This window comes from Vibrio sp. D404a (assembly GCF_030248535.1).
Taxonomy (GTDB): domain Bacteria; phylum Pseudomonadota; class Gammaproteobacteria; order Enterobacterales; family Vibrionaceae; genus Vibrio.
Genome location: NZ_JAHGAJ010000002.1, coordinates 17,162 through 35,331 on the forward strand (window position 1 = coordinate 17,162; position 18,170 = coordinate 35,331).

Annotated in this window: 13 protein-coding genes; 8 read left to right on the top strand and 5 right to left on the bottom strand. The window is 44.1% G+C overall.

What is annotated here, in order from left to right; translation table 11 throughout:
• The first annotated feature begins 19 nt into the window (after positions 1-19).
• On the top strand, positions 20-499 hold the full coding sequence (locus tag KI655_RS00530) for a PaaI family thioesterase (protein ID WP_285400769.1): 480 nt from the start codon (positions 20-22) through the stop codon (positions 497-499).
• Positions 500-566: 67 nt separating this feature from the next.
• Here the strand turns inward: KI655_RS00530 and KI655_RS00535 are convergent, their stop codons facing one another.
• Positions 567-1,919: a hypothetical protein gene (locus KI655_RS00535; protein ID WP_285400770.1), complete on the bottom strand. Its 1,353-nt coding sequence runs from the start codon at positions 1,917-1,919 to the stop codon at positions 567-569.
• 97 nt (positions 1,920-2,016) lie between these two features.
• Here KI655_RS00535 and KI655_RS00540 point away from each other — a divergent pair, with 97 nt between their 5' ends.
• Positions 2,017-2,856 carry a S1 RNA-binding domain-containing protein gene (locus tag KI655_RS00540; RefSeq protein ID WP_150895953.1) on the top strand — a complete coding sequence of 280 codons (840 nt, stop codon included), beginning with the start codon at positions 2,017-2,019 and terminating at the stop codon, positions 2,854-2,856.
• A gap of 382 nt (positions 2,857-3,238) precedes the next feature.
• Here KI655_RS00540 and rsmF read toward each other — a convergent pair whose 3' ends face one another.
• The 4 genes from rsmF to KI655_RS00560 all read right to left on the bottom strand — a co-directional run bounded on the left by rsmF (position 3,239) and on the right by KI655_RS00560 (position 10,622).
• Entirely contained in the window at positions 3,239-4,660 is a 1,422-nt protein-coding gene (rsmF, locus tag KI655_RS00545) for a 16S rRNA (cytosine(1407)-C(5))-methyltransferase RsmF (RefSeq protein ID WP_285400771.1), read from the bottom strand.
• Between the two features lie 145 nt (positions 4,661-4,805).
• Positions 4,806-7,463 carry an MlaD family protein gene (locus tag KI655_RS00550; RefSeq protein ID WP_285400772.1) on the bottom strand — a complete coding sequence of 886 codons (2,658 nt, stop codon included), beginning with the start codon at positions 7,461-7,463 and terminating at the stop codon, positions 4,806-4,808.
• On the bottom strand, positions 7,450-8,730 hold the full coding sequence (locus tag KI655_RS00555) for a paraquat-inducible protein A (protein WP_285400773.1): 1,281 nt from the start codon (positions 8,728-8,730) through the stop codon (positions 7,450-7,452). Before KI655_RS00555 ends, KI655_RS00550 begins: the two co-directional genes overlap by 14 nt.
• 95 nt (positions 8,731-8,825) lie before the next feature.
• A complete protein-coding gene (locus tag KI655_RS00560; RefSeq protein ID WP_285400774.1) occupies positions 8,826-10,622 on the bottom strand; it encodes an ABC transporter ATP-binding protein in 1,797 nt (598 codons plus the stop codon).
• 89 nt (positions 10,623-10,711) lie between these two features.
• On the opposite strand from KI655_RS00560, the gene KI655_RS00565 reads away from it, so the two are divergent.
• The 6 genes from KI655_RS00565 (at position 10,712) to KI655_RS00590 (ending at position 18,006) form a co-directional block, all read left to right on the top strand.
• Complete coding sequence (locus KI655_RS00565) at positions 10,712-11,185, top strand: GAF domain-containing protein (RefSeq protein ID WP_285400775.1); 474 nt, start codon at positions 10,712-10,714, stop codon at positions 11,183-11,185.
• A 97-nt stretch (positions 11,186-11,282) separates the two neighbouring features.
• Positions 11,283-11,906, top strand: a complete 624-nt coding sequence (gene proQ, locus KI655_RS00570) for an RNA chaperone ProQ (protein ID WP_239840819.1) — start codon at positions 11,283-11,285, stop codon at positions 11,904-11,906.
• Positions 11,907-11,923: 17 nt separating this feature from the next.
• Entirely contained in the window at positions 11,924-13,918 is a 1,995-nt protein-coding gene (gene prc / locus KI655_RS00575) for a carboxy terminal-processing peptidase (RefSeq protein ID WP_285400776.1), read from the top strand.
• Positions 13,919-14,107: 189 nt separating this feature from the next.
• Positions 14,108-14,806, top strand: coding sequence for a hypothetical protein (locus KI655_RS00580; RefSeq protein WP_285400777.1), 699 nt, complete (start codon positions 14,108-14,110; stop codon positions 14,804-14,806).
• A 237-nt stretch (positions 14,807-15,043) separates the two neighbouring features.
• The gene (pepN, locus tag KI655_RS00585; RefSeq protein ID WP_285400778.1) at positions 15,044-17,650 is read left to right on the top strand and encodes an aminopeptidase N; all 2,607 of its coding nucleotides are present in this window, start codon (positions 15,044-15,046) and stop codon (positions 17,648-17,650) included.
• Positions 17,651-17,787: 137 nt separating this feature from the next.
• On the top strand, positions 17,788-18,006 hold the full coding sequence (locus KI655_RS00590; RefSeq protein ID WP_285400779.1) for a DUF2835 domain-containing protein: 219 nt from the start codon (positions 17,788-17,790) through the stop codon (positions 18,004-18,006).
• The last annotated feature ends 164 nt before the right edge of the window (positions 18,007-18,170 follow it).

An 18,170-nucleotide genomic window follows, 5' to 3' on the forward strand; every position in this document is an offset into this window, starting at 1 on the left:
ATAAAGCTAGGACGCAGCAATGTTATCACCACTTCAGAAAGCAAATTTTTATCTCAACATGTTTGGTTTTTTTAAAGTGCCTTTGATTTGGTTATGTCGACCAAAACTGTTGGCGTTAGATGATACCCATGTCGAAGTAAAAATTCCCTTGAGAAGAAGGACGAAAAACCACCTCAATAGCATGTATTTTGGTGTATTAGCAGTAGGGGCGGATGTGGCCGGTGGTTTCCTTGCGATGAGTAAGTCTCAGCAACAAGGCGAAAAGATCTCTTTGGCTTTTAAGGGAGTGAATGGCCAGTTTCTGAAAAGACCAGAAGGGGATGTGCATTTTACGTGTCGTGATGGCGCTCTGATTAACGATATGTTGGCAGAGACGATGAAAACCGGTGAAAGGGTTAATCAACCCGTTACTATTGTCGCGACATGTCCAACTCTGCACGGTGATGAGCCTATGGCTGAGTTTATTTTAACGCTCTCTATTAAAAAGGTCAGCCGTTAAGCTGACCTCTATATTTTGAACTCGAGTAAGACTTCCTTTAAGTGACCCGGTCACGTAAAGGTGAGCGTTAGACTTGAGTGATCTCTTCAATATCCACTATCTTCGAACGGTTCATCACGATTTTCCAACGATAGTATGTCGGCTCGCTATCGTGATTGTTCTCTTTGATGATCAAATTGAGCAGATGACGTTTCTCGACCGACTCTCGACTGACCTGACCTTCATTCAAACGATAGACTTTATTAGAACCCTTATCCATCAAACGAGTTAATGCTCTTAGGCTGATAGAGAGCGTCTCGCGTGTCTCTTCGTAACCACTCATGAAAGTTGATGTCGACATTTCTGTGTGTGAGCGATAATGAAGGATTTGTTCCTCGCGCTGTACAACACGCTTTTTACGTATCGCTTGAATACGATCTGCAAGCTTCGAAAAACTGGTGTAGTCGAGCCACTCTAACTTGTGTCCAACGACTTTCTTGGTTGTAGGATCCAGATAACGGCGTTTCCACTTAGGTTTCCCTTTACGAATCCAACGCCAAAGAATATCACGTAGATCATCTTTAAATATCTCGCGTAACGCGTAGATAAATGACATAGCGACAATAAAGGACGCGGTAATTTCGCCAAGGAAGTCACGCGCAAGAATCACGGTGGTGGTTACAAACACCATCACCAAACCCGTAGCGATACCTTTTACCGCTCGCTTTACGTTATTGCCCATCGAGACGGTTTTCTCTTGAAGAACGATAGGGTGCTCAATGAGTCGGCGTAATAAACGCATTTTATTACTGAGCCGTGTGACGTCTTCACGAACCTTAGTCGAGTTATAGCGATTGAGCTTGCGGTGCGCCGTCTCTTTCTCACAAAGGGCAATCAAACGCTCTTTGATGGTCGAATATTCTGAGCTTCGCGGCATGTGTGAAACCAAGGATAAGAATTTCTGCTCGGTGTACCAAGAGAGATAATTATCGATGTTAGCGTAGTAACGTTTTAGGTTTTCTTCATATGGAATGCTTCGGCGAAGTTTCTTTAGGATGTCGAGTGCGAGCTCAATAACTTCGTCTACTTCATCTGAAGTGACCGTGTCACCATCATTCTTATTTAAGCTAGATACCGCTTTATCCAAAGCAATAACATACTGATATGCGAACAAACTTAGGCTGACACGATATTGTGTTGTCGACAGGCGTCCTCGTTTTGCAAGGCGACTGTGAACGAGAGGCAACAGTGTCTTATCACTGTAATAGGCACGTTTCTGAGTGATGGAACTGTAGAAGAATGCACTCTCAGAGAGAACCTCTGGCGTTAGGCCGAGCTCACCGGGAACAAAGAGATACACATCCATGTCGAGCTTTTTTGTCTTGGCCATTGCATGGTTTATTTTTAGTGTAATCGCGTCTTGTTTATCAACGGTGATCAACGAAAGTTCCTCTAATGTAAAAATATGAATGAAATTAGCGAAAGCATAACAGAGATCACGTATAATCTCTGCCAAATTTAATGTAGAGACAATTTTGATGATTAATATTGGTCAAATAAACAACTTAGAAGTAGTAAAACAGGCAGATTTCGGTGTATTCCTTGACGCAAGCGACTATGGAACCGTGTTGCTACCAAAGAAATTTACTCCTGAAGGCGTTGAAATTGGTCAAAAATTAGATGTGCTACTTTACATCGATTCAGACAATCAAGTTGCAGCAACGACAGAAACACCAATCGCGCAAGTGGGCGAGTGGGGTCTAATGCAAGTTGAGGGTGTGAACAGCACAGGTGCATTCGTTAACTGGGGCATCAAAGGTAAAGACCTACTAGTACCATTTAGCGAGCAACGTGGCCGTCTACATGAAGGCCAATCTATCCTTGTTTATGTTTACATTGATAAAGCGTCTAGTCGTATCGTTGGTACAACGAAGTTCAATAAGCTACTAGATAACACGCCAGCAAACTACAAGCGTAATCAGCAAGTAGACCTTATTATTGCTGAGCGTAGCCAACTGGGTTACAAAGCGATCGTAAACGGCGAGCACTGGGGTATGATTTTCCCGTCAGACGTTATCGGCAAGCTTTTCATCGGTAAAACGTTGAAAGGTTACATCAAGAACATTCGTGAAGAAGACGGCAAGATTGACCTTTCTTTGCAGAAAGTCGGTGTGGCGAAGATGGACGACCTAAGCGTTAAGATCCTAGACCTACTCGAGAAAAAAGGCGGCTTTTTACCGCTGAATGATAAGTCTTCACCTGATGCTATCTTCTCTGCTTTCCGTACTAGTAAAGGTACATTTAAGAAAACGATCGGTGGCCTTTACAAAGCAGGTAAAATCTCGATTGATAAAGAAGGCATTACTTTAGTTAAATAGTGCTGATGTCAGTGAATTAATTAAGCCGTATCGAATCAGAAGGAGCATATATTTATGCTCCTTTCTTTTAGACAACATAAAATAAAAAAAAGCCCAAACGTTCCTGTCCGGGCTTAGGGGAAAGGGCTCCTAGGAGCCGACGCTTACAGCGCTATTTATCTGTCTGATAGCTATAGTTTAGACGAGTTTGGCTAAATAGCGATTTAATTCCCTTTAAAAGCATAGATATTTATTTATAGTTTTAATATTAAAGCAACTTGATGCATTTTAATTTTGTCTATATGAGTTATCAGATTCGGCGTACTCGGAAACCAAAAATCCCGTTAACACGACATATTGATTATCGTATTAACGGGCTTTTTATTGGATTCAAGACGGAGTGTTAGAATAGATTCTTATCTCGAACGAGCTCTCTAGGCAGTCCGTTTTTGATGCGATTGCCAACCCACTTGCCGAGTCCAATAATCGCGCCTTCGAACTTAACCAACACTTCGCCTTTACCAGACAAATCGGCTGGGCGAACGTCACGTCCCATAAACCATTCACGGGCATCTTCAATGGATAGCTCAACGACGTTGGCTTCGTTACCCGTTGCTAATGATGTCGCTACTTGGTGTTGCCAGCGATAGCCTTTCTTGTGAGTTTCGGCAATCTTGATACCCATACGAGAGAAACGCAGCTCACCAATCATTGGCTCGAGCGCAGCCGGGAATAGCCATACATCTTTATCACGCAGCCATACTTGAGAATCTTGTGGTAGAGCGACGTTCAGTGCAGCTTCTAACTGAGAACCCACTTCTTGTTGTACTTTGTTAGAGGCTTTTTCAAACGGGAACTTACCCATTCGCTTTTTCACTTTAGGTGGCTCGACGGGTGCCACTTTACGGATGCGAGCAACAAAGAAGCCTTCAGAGTCGTACACTTGCGGGAAAATGTGCAGAAAGCCTTCTTCAGTGAGTGTCGCTTTTGCGTTTTCGAACAGACCTTCAAGAGATTCAAACTCAACGGCATCACCAAAGGTATCTTTTAGGTGTTGGCAAACTTGTTGGTTTTCTTCGGTACTAAGGGTACAAGTTGAATACACCAATACACCATCAGTCTTCAAAGCGTGAAAAGCGCTCTCGATTAGATCTTTTTGCGTATTCGCAATATCAACCACTGAGTCATAGGTCCAGTTTTTCATCGCGTCAGCGTCTTTACGAACGGTACCTTCGCCAGAACATGGAGCATCGAGCAGAACAGCGTCAAATGTCTCAGGAAGCCAACCACCGAATACTCGTCCATCAAAGTTGCTGAGGGCAGCATTACGCACACCACAACGTTCGATATTCGCGTGAAGTACTTTAACGCGGCTTGCGGCGTATTCGTTGGCGACCAATACACCTTCATTATTCATTAAGGCGGCGATTTGGGTAGTTTTAGAGCCAGGGGCTGCTGCGGTGTCCAATACCGCTGAATACTCTTCATTACCGTAAAATAGGGCGGAAGGTGGCATCATAGAGCTGGCTTCTTGAATATAGAATAGCCCAGACATGTGCTCAGATGTATTACCAAGAGGCACAACGCTTTCATCAGCCGTGATCCAAAAACCAGTTTCACACCAAGGCACGGCTTCCAACTCCCAGCCTTTATCTGCGGCGCGTAGCAAGAAATCTTCAACACTGATTTTCAGAGTGTTAACACGAATGCTTTTTCGCAGTGGTTTTTGACAGGATTCGATGAATGAAGCCATGTCCAAATGACTAGGCATAAAGGTTTCAATATGGGTAAGAAACTCTTCAGGAATATAGACGTTAGCGTGCAAAGGGAAATCTCAGCTGTGACTTGAATGCGACAAGTTTAAAGCAAAATGGTTGAGGGCTAAACCACAATTGGCTTAGATAATAAAAATGCAGCCTATTGGCTGCATTTGCGTTTAATTATTGTTCTATCAGGTGCCTACTGGAGAATTAAGGCTTTGGAATCGCAGTACGCCATGTTTTCCAGTCATCTTCCGCTTGTGGGTACAGATAGAAAGACTGGTCTGCCGCTGCGACAGGTTGCAAGGTGTCTGTTGGTGGTGTGGCAAAAGTAATCCCACCACGCAGCAGGCTCTCTACGGTACCAGCTTTTATGTTTGCACCAGACAGACCGATAGAGACATCTACGCCAGAGACATTCCAGAATACACTGTTCGCGCGAACAAGATACGCGTAGTCCGAATCGATACGTATAGTCGAAATAATACGATCGGCAAACTCACCGAGGCGCACATCGATAACCGATCCTATTTCTAACTCACGAAACAGAATAGGGGTACCCACCGTGACTGAACCACGTGATTCACTTTGTAGAACAAAGATTTTTCCTTGAGAGATAACAGGCGCATCGGTCAACACAAACTTATTTGTATGTTTGCCAGAGCCGGGCTCGACATTAATGTGTTTTGACAGCAGCGCTGATACATTCTTAATTCCGTTAAGACCAATCTCAGGGCTCGCTAGCCAAAAATGACTGTTCTCTACGGCAACTTTTTCAACATACTCAGGAAGAATTCGAGCGGTAATCTCAATGCCTTTTCGTTTGAAGTTCGGCACGACCAAAGTTACTTCACCAACGGTAACGCCTTGGTATTTGATTGGTGTCCCTTTCGCCACTTCGATATCACCACTCGATGTTAACTCTATCGCTCGACCAAATTTACGTGCAGTTTTCGCGTTTTCATAGAGCTTCCATGATGAGCCAATTTTATTGTCGATACCCGGCAGCGAATCAAATGCGATACCACCTTGAATTAAGGTCTTCATTGGTGCCGCTGTGATGTTGACTCCAGCTAACGACGCGTCAACTTCCACACCTGAACGATTCCAGAATACCGTTTGCTCTGTGATTAGGTGTGTGTAGCGGTTTTCGATCTTGGCTTGAATCTTTACGCCACCATCAGATAGCTGAAATTGAGAGATTGTGCCGACTTCAAGATTTCGGTACAGCACTGGGCTGCCTTTAGAAATTGGGGGTAACTCGCTCGCAAACAGAGTAATGGTTTTTGAACCGGTGTGATTCAGTTTCGCTAGCTCTGCGAGAGACTTACTTTGGAACAACTGATAGGTAGGCTGAACTTTGGCTTGTCCTTCACTGACAAAGCTAATAGAGCCAGTTAACAGCTGTTTTGCTGGTGGTACAGTCACACTCAAACCCGATTCGGTTAGCTCTGCTGTTGCGCTGCCTGTCACGAAGAATCGGTTGTTCGCCTTGATTAGGTGAGCGTATTGGTTGTCAATTAAGGCATCCATATACACTTCGTGCTTATCGCTACCTGTACCAACACCATCTACCAGCCCAACTTCAATAATAGAGCCAACGGCAATGCCTTTGTAAAGAAGGTTCGTACCCACATCTAAACCAAACGAATTGTTGGACGTCAGGCGAATCGCTACCGACTTCTCTTGCTGTTGGTTGTATTCGTGTTTGCGGATGGCAGTGAACTGACGTGCTTTGTCACCCTCTCCAGGGACTAGCGTTAGGAAGTTACCAGTGACTAGATTTCCGATGTTCTCTACACCCGTTAGAGAGAGCTTTGCTTCTTCAAGAATGAACTTACTGCCAGAGTTTAGGAAATCACTGAATGCCGGTTGAATTGCTGCGGATGCAACGACGTTCTCGCGACCTTTACTTAGAGACAGATCGGTAATTTGGCCAATCTCGATACCGCGATACATGATCGGCGCACCCGTTGCGCTGATATTGTTGTCGTCTGGCACGGCTATTTTGACCGAAATACCGCGACCTGCTGTTTTGAGATCAGGGTAGAGCTTGAACTTGCTGTTCATCTCAACCGGTTGACCCTCTCCTGGTGAATCTACAGCAATTGAGCCTCCTAGCAGGGCACTGAGGCTTTCTAAACGCACGTCGACACCAGAGAAACCAATGCTTGCGCCCAGTCCACTTACATTCCAAAAACGGCTTTGGTCTGTAATGATGTGACTGTACTCACCTTTGATTGCAGCTTGAATCGTCACAGATTTACCGCTCTCGTTGAGCTGGTAGTTGTACACTTCACCAATCGGGATCTTACGGTAGACGATTTGAGAGCCAACAGACACACCACCAAGGTCTTTCGCGGTTAGCATGATGTTTAAGCCTTCAGAAGCGAGTAGGTCAGAAGGGGAAGACTCTAGAGCTTTGAAAACTGTTTCTGGCTCTTGCTCTGTTTCACTTGGGTGAATCGCAATGTAGTTACCAGAAACTAATGCGTCCAATCCTGAGATGCCAGACAAACTAGCAGTCGGCTTAACTAGCCAGAATCGAGTGCCTTTATTGAGGAGTTTTTTCGCTTCAGGATAGATGTCTGCATCGACATAGATACTTTCTAGATCTTCTGAAAGCGTAATGTCGCGCACCATACCCACTTCAAGGCCTTGATAGCGGATGGTCGTTCTACCTGCGACTAAGCCTGCGGCATCGGAGAAGTAGATCTGGACTCGCTGACCAGCATCGTGGATAGATTTCATCACCAACCAACCGGCGAGAGCGACGGTCAGGATTGGAAGAATCCACAAAGGCGAGATACCTTTGTTTTTTCTTATCTCAGGTGAGTACGACGTTTGTGATTGGTTATTGTTGTTCATTCACTGACCCATCATTAGAGGTGTGGTTATCCCAAATAAGCCTTGGATCTAAGCTTTCAGCAGCAAGCATGGTAAGTACCACGACAATGCCAAAAGCCACTGCACCATATCCTGGTGTAAAGTTGAGTATCTGCCCGCGGTCAACCAGTGTCATCATGATTGAGATAACAAACAGGTCCATGACCGACCATTTTCCTATCCATTTAACAACGAAATAGATGGTCATGCGTTGGCGGCGATAGAGTGTTCTTTTTACTTGAATACAAATAAGGATGTAAGCAATCCCAAGAATCTTAGCGACAGGTACGATGATACTGGCAATAAAAATGATCGCTGCAATGCCGTACATCTCGCTGTTGATCAGAGAAGCCACCCCAGAAAAGATGGTGTCCTCTAAACGCTGCCCGTTGGTGATCAATATAGAGATTGGAATCACGTTAGCTGGGATGATAGCAACCGATGCCGCAAACAGTAATGACCACGTCTTTTGAATCGAATAAGGCTTGCGGTGATAAAGCTCATGGTGACAGCGCACGCAGCTTTCACCTTCAGGTTGAGAAAGGTGACAGTTATGGCAATGCACACTTTTCTGTTCGGCAAATTCAAACTCGGATTCCGCTTTCCATGCTTCCCAGTAGCGACGAACACTGATTCGGCTCACCAAAAGTACACTGAAAAGCTGCAACAGGAGCAAACCAATGAGACCGGGGCCTACAAAGATATCGGAGTAATCTTGGAGCTTGAAACAGGAGATGGCGACACTGACTAGAAATACATCCAGCATCATCCAATGTTTTAGGGTTTGGATAATCACGAGTGAATAGCGGAATGGCGCAAACCACTTCATATCTAATGAGAGGTGCGCGAGCAGAACTGAGCTACACACCAAAAATGGAGCAATGGAGCTACAGAATAAAATGAGAAGCCCCAACAAAGGGAAACCTTCGGCCATTAATGTAAATACACCAGAAGGCAGCGTCGCCGGTATCATTACGCCAATAAGACGGATACTGATGTAGTCAAAAAAGTGCGAAGGGATGAACAATAGCAGGCAAGTAACCGCGATGGCTAAATTGCCCGACAGGCTAGGAGAGCCGCCACGATAGAGTTGTGTGCCACAACGAGGGCAATAGGCGGTTTTGCCATTAGGAACATCGGTCTTATCGACGGGCAGTTCGCAACCCTGACATAGACGTACGTTTTGCGCCTGACTTTGATGCTCAGAAAGAGAATTAGGTTGCCCTGATGCGTTAGAAGTGGAGGCCATGCGACCTCCAAGTAATGAATTGTAGATGGGTAAACGAAGAAGCGTTGGAATTAATCAGGCGAGCGGTGTGCTCGCCATTAAAACACGGGTAAACATCAGGCGTGAGATTGCACACTGCCGTAGAGTGTTTGATACAGTCCTTGTTGTTCAACCAATTCACCATGTGTTCCTGTTTGTGTTACTTGCCCATCTTCTAATACATAGATCAGGTCAGCTTGTTTCACCGCAGAAAGCCTGTGCGCAACAATCAATGTTGTGCGGTCTTTCAAAAATTCACTCAGCGCTTTATGCAGTGCGGCTTCAGTTGCAGTATCTAGGGCAGACGTCGCTTCGTCGAGAATAACAAACTTAGGGTTACTCAACACCATTCGAGCGATAGCTAAACGCTGTCTTTGACCGCCGGACAGACGGACACCATTTTTACCTATCTGCGTGTCTAGGCCATCACTCAACTGTGAAATGACGTCTTGCATTTGAGCAATATCTAGGGCACGCCACAACGACATCTCATCATAATCAGCGCCAAGGGTCAGATTATGCCTCAATGTATCGTTGAAGAGTATAGGTTGTTGTAAAACAACGGCAATTTGATTGCGTATTACATCAAAGCTGATGTCGTCTGTTGTCTCGCCGTTATATTTAATGTGACCCGAATCGGCACGATAAACCCCAATCAATAGTTGGATTAACGTCGATTTACCGCCACCACTTGCACCCACCAGCGCCACTTTCTTACCCGCGGGAATTGAGAGTGAAAGTTGGTTTAAAACAGTGTTTTCTAAAGTGTAAGAGAATGTAACATTTTCAATATCAACTGACACTTCTTTATTTTCACTGAACGGATTGACCTTGCTGACTGGGCGGTGCTCTTCTTCAAGCAACAATAGGTCGTTGATTCGTTTCAGTGCCGCTTTCGCGCTGTACCATGAAAATTGGATGCCTAGAAGTTCTTGAACTGGGCCGAGCATAAACCAAAGATAACCAAATACTGCAAAGATCTGGCCGATAGTGAGGTCACTAAATAGCACCATCAACATGGCTACCGCTCTAAACAGTTCAAAACCAAGTAAGAATAGAAGGAAAGAAAGACGACCCGCAGCTTCAGATTGCCAAGCGTATTTGTCAGCGTCGATGCGGACTTGGTTAGCTTGCTGCTTTAGTTCGTCTAGGAAAATACGCTCTTTATTTGCAGCTCGAAGCTGATAGATACCGTCAAGTGTCTCCACCAAACGGTTTTGGAAACGTTCAAAAGATTGGTTTTCGTGTTTCTTGAGGTGCTTAACCTTGCTGCCTAACTTTCGAGAGAAGTAGATAACGACAGGGTTGACCAACAGAATGAATAAGCCCAATCGCCACTCTAGCCATAACAGAACGATAGAAGTGCCGAGTACTGTAAGAAAGCTGATAATAAACTTGGAAAGCGTTGAACCAATAAATTTATCGATGGTCTCTATGTCAGTGATTAAGTGAGCATTGATACCGCCGCTCCCTTTGGTCTCGTACTGTCTGATACTGATACGACCAAGCTTATCGATCATCTTGCTGCGCATCTGATAAGTGATCGTCTTGGACACCAAAGTAAATTGACGCCCTTGCAGGATGTTAAGCCCTTGACTGAGCGTGCGCATCAAAATAACCAGCAGCAGTGTAAGAGCGATGTAACCTGTTGGTGTTTGCATAGAGACTGGCAGCAGGTGATTCATCATCTCAAGACCAGACGCAGGCTTATCCAGCAGCACCTCGTCGACCATAAGTGGCATTAATAGAGGGATAGGGACGCTGATCAGGGTAGCCAGAATGGCGATGATGTTGGCAAACACCAGTTTGGACTTGTGTTTTTTTACTTGAGTTACCAGCCAAGAGCGGCTAATCGTGTCATCTGAATTGGTCATTGTAATGAGAATAAGTCCTATTTAGGTGGGTGGTCGCATTCTACTGTGTTCTCTTAATAATGGAAGTCTCAATTTATTTGGAAGTTAATATGAAAATAGAACATTACCATCGCTTAACCAAACAAGCTGTTGCATTAATCGAATCAGAAACCGATATGATCGCAAATTTGTCAAATATCAGTGCATTACTGTCGATGGAACTTGACGATCTTAACTGGGCAGGCTTTTACTTAATGAAGGGCGATGAATTGGTTCTTGGTCCTTTTCAAGGTAAACCTGCTTGTGTACGTATTCCTGTTGGCCGTGGTGTGTGTGGAACGGCTGTGGCAACAAACTCAGTACAACGTATATACGACGTACATGAGTTCGAAGGTCACATTGCTTGTGATGCAGCAAGCAACTCAGAGATCGTTATTCCGTTTTCAATTAACGGAGAAATCGCAGGTGTGCTTGATATCGATAGTCCAAATGTTGGTCGATTTAGCGAAATTGATGAGGAAGGATTGGTATTTTTCATGGCAGAAGTGGAAAAGCTGCTTAATTCGCACGCGAACAAGGCATAAATTATTCTCTTACTGTGGTTTTTCCCAAGCATCTCTCTATAATACGTAAAAATATTTTCTTAATGCTCGCGGAAAACCGCAAAAACCAGGAACCCTCATGGAAAACACTGAAAAGTTAAAAAACAGCAAAGAAGTTATCGCATATATTGCTGAATGTTTCCCTAAATGCTTTACTTTAGAAGGTGAAGCAAAACCACTTAAAATTGGTATTTTTCAAGATCTTGCTGAACGTCTAAATGAAGACGAGAAAGTAAGCAAGACTCAGCTACGTGCAGCGTTAAGACAGTACACTTCATCATGGCGTTACCTGCACGGCGTAAAAGCTGGTGCAGAGCGTGTTGACCTAGATGGCAATGCATGTGGTGTTCTAGAAGAAGAGCACGTAGAGCACGCTAAAGCGACTCTTGCAGAAAGCAAAGCGAAAGTTCAAGCTCGTCGTAAAGAGCAAGCGCAAAAAGCTCGCGAAGAGAACAAAGCGAAACCAAAGGCGAAGAAAGCTCAACAGCCTCGTCGTCAAGCACCAAAAGCTCCAAAAGTAGAAAAGCCTGTTGAAACACGCGCTCTAAATGCTGACGAATTCGTTACTGGCAAAGAAGTGAATGTGAACATGGGTAAAGGAAACATGGCTGCGACCATTGTTGAAATCAATAAGGAAGATGTACGTGTTCAGTTAGCAAACGGCCTACAAATGGTTGTTAAAGCGGAGCACTTGCGCGCTTAAAGGAGATACTCCTACGCATGAAATGCCGTTCAAAATTGACACTGATTGCTGCTAGCTTTTGGCTAGCAGCTTCAGCTCAGGCTCTAGAAGCCAAACTCGATCAGGATGATTTACCTCTACTCGCTCCTGAAGTCCAACATGAAACCGCGAGTAAACGTGTAACTTCTCGTTTCACGCGCTCTCACTACAAACACTTCAATCTCAACGACGATTTCTCTCAAGCTATCTTTAATCGTTATCTAGAGATGCTCGACTACAACCGCAATATTTTCACCCAAGCGGATATAGACTCTTTCTCATCTAAAGCCATTCAACTTGATGACCAATTGAAAGCCGGTAATAACCAGATCGCTTTTGATGTGTACAACCTCTCGATGCAAAAGCGCTTTGAACGTTTTCAATATGCGTTATCTCTGCTTGATGAAGAGATTAAGTTTGATGTCGACGAAAGCATTGAACTCGACCGGAGTGAAGCGGCTTGGCCTAAAGATACCGCCGAAGTGAATGAGCTTTGGCGCAAACGTGTTAAATACGATGCGTTAAATCTCAAGCTGACGGGTAAAGAGTGGCCTGAAATTCAAGAAGTTTTGGAAAAGCGTTACAACAATGCGATGAAGCGAATTACGCAATCGCACAACGAAGATGCTTTCCAGATCTACATGAATGCATTCGCTCGAGAAGTTGACCCTCACACTAGCTACTTGTCACCACGCAACGCCGAGCAGTTCCAATCAGAAATGAATCTTTCATTAGAAGGTATTGGTGCTGTATTACAAATGACCGATGACTACACGGTTATTCGTTCATTGGTGGCTGGTGGTCCTGCGTCTAACAGTAAACAGTTGGGCGAGGGGGATCGCATTGTTGGTGTCGGTCAAGATGGTGAAGAGATCGTTGATGTTATTGGTTGGCGATTGGATGACGTTGTTCAATTAATCAAAGGTCCAAAAGGAACCAAGGTTAAGCTTCAGATTCTGCCTGATGGCAAAGATGCAAAAAGTCACGTTGTCACAATTGTTCGCGATAAGATTCGTCTAGAAGACCGAGCCGTTAAGTCTGAAGTGATTGAGAAAGATGGTAAGAAGATTGGTGTACTCGAAGTACCGAGCTTCTACGTTGGTCTTTCAAAAGATACTGATAAACTGATCACAGACCTTAAGAAGCAAGGTGTCGACGGCATTATTGTTGATCTTCGTAACAACGGTGGTGGCGCCCTGACCGAGGCAACGGCACTTTCTGGTCTGTTCATTAAAGAAGGCCCAGTCGTTCAAGTTCGTGATAGCTATGGTCGTGTCAAAGTGAACAGTGACACTGATGGCGAGATCAGTTACCAAGGTCCACTAACAGTATTGATTAACCGTTACAGCGCATCGGCATCTGAAATCTTTGCTGCGGCAATGCAAGACTATGGTCGAGCGATCATTCTGGGTGAGAACTCGTTTGGTAAAGGTACTGTACAGCAGCACCGTTCGTTAAACCATATCTACGACTTGTTTGATAAAGAGCTGGGTTACGTTCAGTACACGATCCAAAAGTTCTATCGTATAAACGGTGGTAGTACGCAAAACAAAGGTGTTGTACCAGACATTGCATACCCAACTCCAGTTGACCCTGCAGAAACAGGGGAAAGCGTAGAAGATAATGCTCTGCCTTGGGATAGTATAGACAAAGCGAAATACTCAGTGTTACAGCGTAACGATGAGCAGGTCGCACAGTTAACGACTCAGCACCAAGCTCGTATTGCTCAAGACATGGAGTTTGGCTTTATTGCGCAAGATATTGAAAAATATAAGGCAGATAAAGACGACAACTCACTTTCTCTAAATGAGAAGGTAAGACAAGATGAGAGCGATACTGCAGAAGCTCTACGACTAGAGCGTATTAATCTACGTCAAAAAGCCAACGGTGAAGAAGCCTTTAAGACACTCGACGATGTGCCTAAAGACTATGAAGCACCAGACGCTTACCTAGATGAATCTGTGGCAATTATGTTGGATATGATTAAGAAGTAACGCTTAATCAAGCAAAAAAGCGAGCATTATGCTCGCTTTTTTATTATCTAAAACTTGAGAGTAGCGTCGAAAAATCCGGTTTAATATGTCATTAATGTTACTTTGTGAGTAAAATTTAGTGATTTAGATCATATTTTTCGCTTTATATGAATAACGTGCCTAAGCTTAAAGAAACATAAGGGGGCGCGTATGAAATGGATACTTCTGACACTATCTTGTCTATCATTTATCGCTACAGCAGGTGAAGGTGCTGCACCGGCTCCAACAGAACCAACCCAAGACGCAAAAAGCGACAGTAATCTGTCACACTTCGATCTTCCACTTCTTCTCGGTGATTGGTATTTATTAAATCCAAACCCTGAAGACGGGACTGAGGATTTTCGAGCCATTAAACTCACGCTTGATTCAAACTACACCTTCAGTATTGATATCCAGAAGAAAGACTACAGCGTCGACCATTGGGAAGGGATGTATAACGCTAATGGCGATACCATCATACTGGGTCTCAATACCTCAGAACCGCAGGTTTACTCGTACAGCAGTAATCATAATATGCTGAATCTTAATGGTGTACTGTTTACAAAAGCGTTGCCGAATGCACTGGCGGGTATCTGGTCGAGTGCAGAGCTTTCAGGCAGTGATCTGAGAGCGAGTAATATTCAGAAGATGGATTTAGTCCTGCAACCTGACTTCATTTTTATGTTCCGCGTGTCTGATGAGTCAGGCGGAGAGATCGTTCAACGTGGTGTTTACTATACCGAAGGCGACCAATTGGTTCTCCTATATGAAAACGGTGAGCATGGTACGCGTTATACATTGAACAGTGATGTACTGACGTTAGAAGGAGAGGAAAGTGATATGTTTGCGGTTCTCAACAGGATTCGTTAACGCTCTGTTTCTAAAGAATTTGTGTACTTGTTACGCCACTGCTGATTAACGCATTATAGTAGCGCAGCTCCCATTAGTAGTGATAAATAACATTTCTGGTTAAAAAACTGGCAAATATAAGAGGCATTTATACCAAATGCCTCTTTTTGTTGATCTAGCCCTTGTGTTCTGACGCTTCTGCCTTTAGATATATACAGTTATTTCAAATTTACGCGTAACGATCAAAAGGAACAAGTCATGGCACATACCCCTCAAGCCAAGTATCGTAAAGATTATCAATCACCTTCTCACAGTATCTCTGAGATAGACCTAACATTTGACCTATATGACACTGCTTCGATTGTCACAGCCGTTTCTAAGGTAAAACAAGAAAAGGACAGCTCGACACTGGTACTTGATGGTGAAGGCTTGAAACTTGTATCTGTTGTTGTGAACGGTGCTGAGTGGACTGATTACGAACAAAGCGAGACTCAACTATCATTGACTCAACTTCCACAAGAGTTCGAGTTAACGATCGTTACCGAAGTAAACCCAGAAGGTAACAGTGCATTAGAAGGCCTCTACAAGTCTGGTGGTGCATTCTGTACTCAGTGTGAAGCGGAAGGTTTCCGTCGTATTACTTACTACATGGATCGCCCAGATGTATTGGCGAAATTCACGACAACAGTCATCGCTGACAAAGCAGAGAACCCGTTCTTATTAAGTAATGGTAACCGTATCGACGAAGGCGAAGCGGAAAATGGTCGTCATTGGGTTAAGTGGGAAGACCCACACCCGAAACCAGCATACCTGTTTGCACTAGTAGCGGGTGACTTTGATGTACTGCGTGACCAATACACAACACAATCTGGCCGCAATGTTGAACTCGAGATCTTTGTTGATAAAGGCAACCTAGATCGCGCCAACCACGCAATGGTGTCACTGATTAACTCAATGAAATGGGATGAAGAACGTTTCGACCTAGAGTACGACTTAGATATCTACATGATCGTTGCCGTTGATTTCTTCAACATGGGTGCGATGGAGAACAAAGGCTTAAACATCTTTAACTCTAAGTTCGTTTTAGCTAATGACCAAACGGCAACCGATACCGACTATCTAGGTATTGAAGCGGTTATCGGACACGAATATTTCCATAACTGGACTGGTAACCGTGTGACTTGTCGCGACTGGTTCCAATTGAGCCTGAAAGAAGGCCTAACCGTATTCCGTGATCAAGAGTTCTCATCGGATCTTGGCTCTCGTGCAGTGAATCGTATTAATAACGTACGTATTATTCGCGGCCCTCAATTCGCAGAAGACGCGAGCCCTATGTCTCATCCAATTCGTCCTGAAAAAGTGATTGAGATGAACAACTTCTACACTTTGACGGTATACGAAAAAGGCAGCGAAGTGATTCGTATGATCCATACGCTGCTTGGCGAAGAAGGTTTCCAAAAAGGCATGAAGCTTTACTTTGAACGTCATGATGGTACGGCGGCAACTTGTGAAGATTTTGTCGCAGCGATGGAAGATGCTTCTGGTGTCGATCTTACTCAGTTCCGTCTATGGTATAGCCAATCTGGTACGCCAACGCTGTCAGTGGAAAGCCACTACGATGCGGATGCGAAACAGTACATTTTGACTACTCGTCAACGCACAGAGCCAACACACGAACAGAAAGAGAAACAAGCTCTGCATATTCCTTTTGATATCGAGCTATACACAGCAAACGGCGAAGTGATTGAGTTACAATGTAACGGAAAGTCAGTTGATAATGTACTAGACGTGAAAGAAGCGGAGCAAACCTTCGTATTCGAAAACGTTCAAGAGCAACCAATTCCATCACTTCTACGTGAGTTCTCTGCACCAGTTAAATTGGAATACGATTACTCAGATGAAGAGCTGATCTTCTTGATGGTTAATGCTCGCAATGAGTTTTCTCGTTGGGATGCTGGCCAAATGCTGCTTGCGAAATACATTCGCAGTAACGTTGCGAATGTACAGCAAGGCAAAGAGTTCGAGCTATCTACCGCTGTGGTTGACGCATTCCGTGGTGTCTTACTCAGTGAATCGCTAGAGCCTGCGTTTATTGCTGAGATGCTATCACTGCCAAGTCATAATGAAGTATCTGGTTGGTATGATCGTGTTGATGTTGATGCGATTGCGTCAGTACTCAAATCAATGAAGGTAACACTGGCTGCAGAACTGCAAGATGAACTGGCTGCTGTATACCATAGTCATGCATTAAAAGAGTACACCATCGATCATGATTCAATTGGTAAGCGTACATTGCGTAAGGTTTGTTTGAGCTACCTAGCGCACACTGAGTTGGGTAACGACCTGGCTGTTGAGATGTACGAATCTGCAAATAATATGACAGATACGATGGCAGCAATGGGCGCTGCAAACAGTGCACAACTTGCGTGTCGTGAAACGCTAATGGCGGATTACAGCGATAAGTGGAAACACGACGGTTTGGTTATGGATAAGTGGTTCGCACTGCAAGGTACGAATCCAAGCAGCGATGCCTTAGAAGTGATCAAGGCGTCGATGTCTCACCAAGCATTTAGCTTGAAGAACCCGAACCGTACTCGTAACTTGGTTGGCTCGTTCCTGAACATGAACCCAGTTCAGTTCCACGATAAGTCAGGTAAAGGTTACCAGTTTGCCGGTGAGATTCTACAAGAGCTAAATAGTAGTAACCCGCAAGTGGCATCTCGCTTGATTGATCCACTGCTTAAGTTCCGTAAGTACGATGACGAGCGTCAAGCATTGATCAAAGCGGAGTTAGAAACGCTAAAGTTGATGGATAACCTAGCGAAAGACCTATTCGAGAAAGTGACTAAAGCACTCGAAGCTTAATTTGAGCAAGTCTTGATTTAACCTATCGAATATAGTCAACTAGTGACTACTTTAAAGCCAGTGATACGATTGTATTGCTGGCTTTTTCATCAAAAATGCCGATTTATCGGAATACTGTTTATTTATACAGGTGTTGTATGAACAGCTACCATTTTAGACTTAACATTACTTACCAGCAGTTTTTGGCCAATTATTCGGGTGCCGCAGCCAACGTTCATGTGGTGACAACAACGGGTTTGAGACTCCAATTACCTGCAACTCGATTCAGACCATTTCTTACACAAATAGGGGTGAAAGGGCTATTTAGACTAACAACTGACCAAAATAATAAGTTTATTAAGTTGGAAGCTCTGTAAGCCGCGTCATAACTAGAGAGTTAAAAGGAATCTTAATCACATAATCAAACATTTCACCTCCTACCACCCCGAAAATTATTAACTATTTTTCAATAATGCTTTTACAATAAATGGATGCATTACCTTTGCTTAACTCACTTGTGAAACCAGAGGTTTAGAGCCCT